The organism is Pseudomonas sp. W2Oct36 (assembly GCF_041060465.1).
Taxonomy (GTDB): domain Bacteria; phylum Pseudomonadota; class Gammaproteobacteria; order Pseudomonadales; family Pseudomonadaceae; genus Aquipseudomonas; species Aquipseudomonas graminis_B.
In genome coordinates, this window is the sequence record NZ_JAUERW010000003.1 from 521,932 (window position 1) to 528,885 (window position 6,954).

General features: G+C 60.3%; 6 protein-coding genes. 4 read left to right on the plus strand and 2 right to left on the minus strand.

Going from position 1 to position 6,954, the window contains the following annotated elements; genetic code table 11:
* Positions 1–56 precede the first annotated feature (56 nt).
* Positions 57–470, plus strand: a complete 414-nt coding sequence (locus QWI18_RS07765) for a serine kinase/phosphatase (RefSeq protein ID WP_065991763.1) — start codon at positions 57–59, stop codon at positions 468–470.
* Between the two features lie 52 nt (positions 471–522).
* On the opposite strand, the gene rimI is transcribed toward QWI18_RS07765, so the two are convergent.
* Complete coding sequence (gene rimI, locus QWI18_RS07770) at positions 523–984, minus strand: ribosomal protein S18-alanine N-acetyltransferase (protein ID WP_369318556.1); 462 nt, start codon at positions 982–984, stop codon at positions 523–525.
* Positions 977–1,783 carry an energy transducer TonB gene (locus QWI18_RS07775; protein WP_369318557.1) on the minus strand — a complete coding sequence of 269 codons (807 nt, stop codon included), beginning with the start codon at positions 1,781–1,783 and terminating at the stop codon, positions 977–979. The genes rimI and QWI18_RS07775 overlap by 8 nt, the downstream gene beginning before the upstream one ends.
* A gap of 144 nt (positions 1,784–1,927) precedes the next feature.
* On the opposite strand from QWI18_RS07775, the gene mksB reads away from it, so the two are divergent.
* The 3 genes from mksB to mksF are packed head-to-tail and all read left to right on the plus strand — an operon-like array spanning position 1,928 to position 6,733.
* The gene (gene mksB / locus QWI18_RS07780) at positions 1,928–3,205 is read left to right on the plus strand and encodes an Mks condensin complex protein MksB (RefSeq protein WP_192132834.1); all 1,278 of its coding nucleotides are present in this window, start codon (positions 1,928–1,930) and stop codon (positions 3,203–3,205) included.
* A complete protein-coding gene (gene mksE, locus QWI18_RS07785; protein WP_065991760.1) occupies positions 3,195–3,902 on the plus strand; it encodes an Mks condensin complex protein MksE in 708 nt (235 codons plus the stop codon). The genes mksB and mksE overlap by 11 nt, the downstream gene beginning before the upstream one ends.
* Positions 3,899–6,733 (plus strand): Mks condensin complex protein MksF, encoded by a 2,835-nt coding sequence (mksF, locus tag QWI18_RS07790; protein WP_369318558.1) that lies wholly within the window; start codon positions 3,899–3,901, stop codon positions 6,731–6,733. The genes mksE and mksF overlap by 4 nt, the downstream gene beginning before the upstream one ends.
* Positions 6,734–6,954: the final 221 nt, after the last annotated feature.

Here is a 6,954-nt window from a genome sequence, read left to right on the forward strand (position 1 = left end):
ATCTTCGCCATGTCGTCCGGTCCACCCATTAGGCCCGACATTATTGAGGATTTGCCATGAACGATTCACGCCGTCCATTCGATGCCACTCAACCTGAGCCCATCGATGACAACGAAGACCGCATGGGATCGATGGAGGAGCTCAACTTCAACGACAACAATGAGCCGAGCGGGCGCATTGGCGACGTTATTCCTGAAGATGAGCTTGAGACCTTGATCCCTGATGAACGCGTACGTGAAGCCGGGCTGACCGGTGCCTCCACCGATGATCACAACCCGACCGACGACGACATGAGCCCGGAAACACTGATCCGGGAGGACGGCGCACGATCGTCTCGTGAAGCTGGCGAAGGTGGCCCGGCTGATCTGGACCTGAGCATCGTCGATGAAGATGACATTGGCGGTGGCGATGGCCTGGACGAGGAAGAAATGGCCATTCTTGATCCGCTGGACGGCAAGCCTGGCGTCTGATCAGCGTCTTCAGTCTCGTGGGAGCGAACCCGGTTCGCCCCATGAAGGCCACCTACTCTTCGAACAGCGTGCAGGCCATGACGATTGCGTCTTCACGTCCGCCCACTGCAGGGTAATAGTCCCGACGTCGGCCTATTTCGTTGAAGCCATAACGTTCGTATAGACGGTAGGCCGCTCGGTTACTGTCACGCAGCTCAAGAAAGCATTCCCGACCATTCATCTCATAGGCGCGCTTCATCAGTTGCTCAAGCAGCACCAGCCCCAGGCCGCGCCCCTGACTCTCCGGCTTGACGGTGATATTGAGCAAGTGCGCTTCATCGATGATCATGTTGATCACCCCGTGCCCCACTTGTTGACTGCCTTCGAACATCAGCCAGACTTCGTATGACTTCAGCGCATCAAGGTAAATGCCCCGCGTCCAGGGATGGCTGAATGCGGCGTATTCGATCTTCAGGACGGCATCGAGGTCAGCTTCGGTCATTCGGCGAAACGTTAACGTTACTGCATCATTCATCTACGGTCTTCCAACGGCCCATCAACTGACGCATGGAGCGCCACACTTCGGCCTTGCGCTGCGGCTCGTCCATCAATAGTTCCAGACCCGGCAGCGCCCAGGCCAAGCCCAGGCCGTCAACCTGGAGTTCGAGATTGAAGGATTCCGCATCCGTTTCAGCCGCAAAGCGCAGCGCCGGAAGTCCGATCAGCCACAGGCAGGTGCAGGGTTGTTCTTCGACCCGGGCGTACAGAAAACCCTGAACGAAATCGCGCGCCGCTTCTGGACCTTGATCCATTTGCCCGCGCACCAGCAGCGGCCAGCGCACAGGCTCGCCGATGATCTGCGGGCTGTCCGGCAAACCGGCGGCGCGCAGCATGTCTTTGAGCAACAGATAGGAAGGGTCGCGGCTCTGAAACGGCTCGCCGGTCACCAACTCCACCAGCAACAGGCAACTCCCGGCGCGCAGCAGTTGCAGGGCAAACCGTGGCGGCGGCACAACAGGCGCTTTGACCACGACCGGTGCGGCCTCTTCTTCCTGCACAGGCTTTGGCTTGGGCGCACTGGATGGGCGGGGTATATCGATCTTCGGCCGCTCGACGGTACGCACAACGGGTGTCGGCGCGACGGAGGGCGAATCGCGATCCGGCGTGCGAGGCGCATCCGCCTGAACCACCGGCGCAGGCGCCTCCTCAATCTGCGGTACGGGCGCAAGCAGCTCGGGACGCGACGGCGCGGCGAAAGGCAATTCAGTGCGCGGCAGCCAGCTGACCACCTGCATGGCGGTCAGATAAGCGCGACGGCGAGGCTCGTTGAGCAAAGGTCAGCTACCTGTGGATAAAGTCAGGCGGGAGATTCTACAGGCCTTCATCGCTTCCCGCCGCTGTTGATCGACTGAGGGTGAAAAACGAGCCCGGCGATGCAGTACAATCGCCGCTTTTATTTGCCAGTCAGCGACCATCCGATGATCGAACCTAAGCGCGTCCTGCGCGCCCTTGCCGAACACTGGGCGCTTCTCGAGCCACTCTGCGAGCACTTCGACCAGGGCACTCTGAGCCTGAGCGAACTGCGCTTGCAGCTGGCGGCCCAGCAACTGGAGAGCACGCCCCAGGACATTACCACTCTGCTGGACGTCTGGATTCGGCTCGACATTCTGGTCCCGGTGGCGAAAAGCCCGAACCGTTTTGAGCTGAACGCGCAGATCCACGACTTCCTGTCGTACCTGCGTCGCGAGCATCGGCTGGGCTTGTGCCTGGAAATCGAAGCGTACCTGCGCCACCTCGAACGGCTGGCCGGCTATATACAGGAAGCCTTCGACGCCCGCGATGCCAGTGACCTCGCGCGGCAATTGCGCCTGCTCGACATGCGCGTGCGCGATGTCCTGAAAAAGCTCGCCAACGATGAGCAGGCGCTGGTGGCCGTGGCCGAACGTGCCAAGACCAGCGACCGGCAGATCCCACTGCGTCAGCGTTACGCGGAAGTGCTGGCGACCTGGGATGAATACGTCGAGCCGATGATCCAATTGGTGAACGCCGATGGCGCCTTCGAACAGGGCGTGCGCAAGGTCGAGAACGTGCTGCTGCGCATGCTCACCGACCAGCAGCGTCTCGGCCATCTGGTAGACGACGATATGCTGCTGCGCACCCATGCGCGCATCCTCGAAATGCAGACCAGCGCGCAACTGACCTTGCGTCATGCGCGTGAACTGCTGCTGCCGCTGCGTGAGGAGGCCCGTCGCCACAATGCCGTGACCCGCGGTGCGGCACTCGCGCTGTCGGCGATTCGTCGACGAGGCCTGGACGCCGTGCCGCAGGCCGCGATGCCGATGTTCACCCGCCCGCAAAGCACCTTCCTCGGCAGTGCCAATCAGGTTGAAGCGTACGTGTATGCGCTGGCGCGCTTCGAGCCCAAGCCCGCGCGGTTTCCCAAGGCCAACATCACCCGAAACGGCGAGTCGCCGCGCGCGCCGCGTACGGTCAAAGAGATGGTGGAGCGCTGCGAAGACGCCCTGCCAATGCCGGATCTGATGGTCTGGCTTTTGGAACAGGAGCCCACCGGAGCGACTGATGAATTGCTGTACTGGTTTTCGCGGCTGTCGCGGGACAAACGCTTCAAGCGCGAGCGCCTTGAGCGCGGCGAATACCTGACCCGGGAGCACCGCGTCAGCCTGCGCTCCTTCGCCCTGCTCTCGAGCAAAGACGCCACCCCAGAGAATTCCGAGGGCACCGCCCATGCATCTTGATCTATCCGAAATGACCCAGCTGGCGCCGATCTTCCGCGAGCTGTTCAAGGGCTACCACGTCAGCCGCCGCGACCCCGAACTGTACGCGCAGCTGTCCAATCTGCAGGATCAGTACCGCGGCCTGTTCAAGGCGCTGGGCTTCGAGCTGGTCTGCGACACCCGTGGTTTCTACTACTTCGTGCCTGATCTGGCGGCCGCACAGGTCAACAAGACGGCCCAACGTCTGGCGCTGTTCACGTTCATCCTCGTCGAGCACCTGGCCGATCAGGGCCGCGACCCGGTCGCGGTGCTCGATGGCGGCAGCCTGGGCCGTGACGAGCTGCCCTCGCTGCTGGAAAAGTACCGCGATCTGTTCCTGCAAGCTGAAGTACAGACCCAGGAAGAGCTGGAAGAAAAAATCATGCGCCGCATGACCCAGCTGGGATTCGCCGCAGAAGAAGTCGGTATCTATCGCTTCCTGCCGCCCATGCATCGCTTCCTCGACGTCTGCCTGTCCGTACAGCAAGACCGTGATCTGGCGGCCAGCTTGCATAGCGCACTGCCGTTGCCAGCCCCGGTGTTGATCGACGATGACAGCGATGAGCGACTGCTGGAAACCGACGATCCGCTGGACCTCACCGAATTCGATGAACCCGCAGAAACCGAAGAGCAAGCGCTAGCCCGGGCGATCGCTGAAGAACAGGAGCATGACGCATGAGCCAGGAACGCTACGGCATACGCCGTTTCGCGCTGCTGAACACGGCCGGTTACAGCCTCGGGTTGTTCCCACTGGAGCATCCGCTGTCGGTCTACGGCGCGAACAACCTGGGCAAGAGTGCGTCGATCAACGCTTTGCAGTTCCCGATTCTCGCGCGCATGTCGGACATGAGCTTCGGCAAATACAGCCTTGATCAATCGCGCCGCTTCTATTTCGCCTCTGATACCAGCTACATCCTCGTCGAGGTCTCCCTGCCCCACGGCCCCCATGTGATTGGCGTGGTCGGTCGCGGCCCGGGCGGCGGTTTCGGTCACCAGTTCTTCGCCTATGCCGGCAAACTGGACTTGGCTCACTACCAGAAGAACGACACCTGCCTGCGCCAGAAGGAGCTGTTTGCCAATCTGGAAAGCCAGGGCCTGAAAGCCTATGAGCTGAAGCCCGATGAACTGCGCCGTTTGCTGGTCGGTGGCCACACGTCGATCCCGCTGGACCTGACGCTGATTCCCTTGCGCTCGACCAGTGAACAGAGCCTGAAGACCTTCCGCGCACTGTTCATCAACTTGCTGCACATGCGCGAGATCACTGCTGCCAAACTCAAGCAGCTGTTCCTCGACGCCTTCGAGCACAGCCTGCGTTCCGGCAGCGTCGATTACATAGCAGCGTGCGAAGAAGCGTTCCGTGACGTACGCCGCATGGAGCAAGACTACAACGCACTGGTGCTCGCCGGGCCGCTGGTCGAAGCGTTGGCCAATGGCGTCAGACAGCGCGACATCCTGCGGGGCAAGCTGCATCGCCTGTCGCCATTGCTCGACTCGTTGCTGGGCACATGGCAGGACTACTCCAATGCGCGCAAAGAAGAGCTGGTCATCCAGAGCGAGCACTACCGTAACGAACAGGATTCGCTGCAGAACGATCAGCGCGGCGGCACGCAAGAGCTGATGCGGCTGGAGCGCGAAATCAGCAACATCCAGCGCTGGATCGGCGAACTGTCGGTCCTGAAGAACCGCTTCGCGCTGGTCGACGACGTCAGGATTCTGGAACAGCAGCTACTGGCTGCAAAAGATGCTCATGATGAACTGGCCGGTGCCCTTGCGCAGTCGCGCCAATTCAGCGCCGAGGATCTGGATGAGCGTCTTCGTGATCTGGAAAAACGTCTCAAGTCAGTCAAGCAACAGCTCGATCATGCGGACAACAACAGCTATGCCCGCTTGCGCGAAGAGTTCTCGCAACCTGATGTCGAGCGCCTCATGCGCCTTTTCAACAGCGCGCTGTTCAGCTTGCCACTGGGCGAGCAGGGCATCGCGCTGGATGATGGCGACGCTTGGGTCAAATCCCTCGAAGCGATTCTCGATGGTTTCAAGGGCGAGCGCTTCGAAGTGCCCGGCCTGACGGTCAATCTGTCGAACATCGAGCCCCCTGCCCTGCAGGCGCTGGCCGATCGCGCCGCGCTGCGCGATCAGAAGGAGCGCCTGGAGAAGGAGCTCAAGCAACTCAAGACTCAACAAGCCGTCGCGGCCGACCGCGCGGCCAGCAAAACCCAGACCGAGGCGTTGTACCAGCAAGTGCTGGATGCGCAGAAAGCGCTCGAAGACTTCCGCCGCGCTCAAACATTGAGCGCTGAAGAGGGCGAGAAGCTTGAGCAATTGGCTCAGATGGAAGCGGCGCAAGACGAGCTCAAGCGCGCCAGTGATGCTTTCACCGAGCGCGTTCAACAACTGTCGGCCAAGCTACAACTTGTGGGTCGTCAGATCGGAGACCTCGAGTCCAAGCAACGCACGCTGGATGACGCGCTGCGTCGTCGACAGCTGCTCCCCGCCGATCTGCCATTTGGCACGCCGTTCATGGAGCCTGTTGATGACACGCTGGAGAACTTGCTGCCGCTGCTCAATGATTATCAGGACAGCTGGCAGGGTCTGCTGCGCTGCGACGGTCAGATCGAAGCGCTCTACGCGCAGGTTCGTTTAAAAGGCGTTGCGAAGTTCGACAGCGAGGACGACATGGAGCGGCGCCTGCAATTGCTGATCAACGCCTATGCTCATCGCACTGATGAAGCCCTTACTCTGGGCAAGGCGCGGCGTGCCGCTGTGACCGACATCGCTCGGACGCTACGCAACATCCGCAGCGACTACGACAGCCTTGAGCACCAATTGGCGTTATTCAACCGAGAGATCAATCGCCGGCAGGTTTCCAACCTGGAGAGCTTCCGCATTGTGCTCGCGCCGAACAAGGAAGCACTCAAGCACATCGACCAGATCATTCACAGCGCCGGTCAGTACGAAGAGGGCGAAACACTGTCGGTGTTCGATCTGAGCCAGAGCGCCGAGCAGGACAACAAGAACGAGGAAGCCAAGGAGTATCTGGCACGCCTGGTTGCGGCTAACCACAACCAGCTCGGTCTGAAAGACTTGTTTGAACTTGCATTCGAGATCACCAAGGTCAACAGCCAGCCGGTTATCCACACCGACATTGATGGCGCCGCGTCCAACGGCACGACCATGACCATCAAGGCACTGACCAATATGTACCTCTTGCTGCACCTCATGGATCGCGAGCAGGCCGGGCGAATTCGTCTGCCCTACTACCTCGACGAAGCCGCTGACATCGATGAAAGAAACCAGGCAGCCCTGCTGGAAACAAGCTTGCAGCTGGGCTTTGTCCCCATTCTGGCGAGCGTTAAGCCCCAAGTCTCGGCCCATGTGGCGATTGACCTCGAAGGCGGCAGTGGGCCTGCCGGGATCTACATCGACGAGGCGGACTGGAAATACATTCAGCGTCGTGACGAGGTTGCTCCGGTGAAAGTAACCCCAGCCACTGAAACGCTCAGCGAGTAACTAAAGCATGTAAAAAAGCCCCGCAGTGATGCGGGGCTTTTTTATGGGCGTGAGTTGGGCGACTGTTGGCTGTTGGCTGTTGGCTGTTGGCTGTTGGCTGTTGGTACAGCCTGAAACTTTTTCGCGCGCAAAAACAAAACCCCATCTGCTTTCGCAAATGGGGTTCTGGAATTTAATCTTGACGATGACCTACTCTCACATGGGGAAACCCCACACTACCA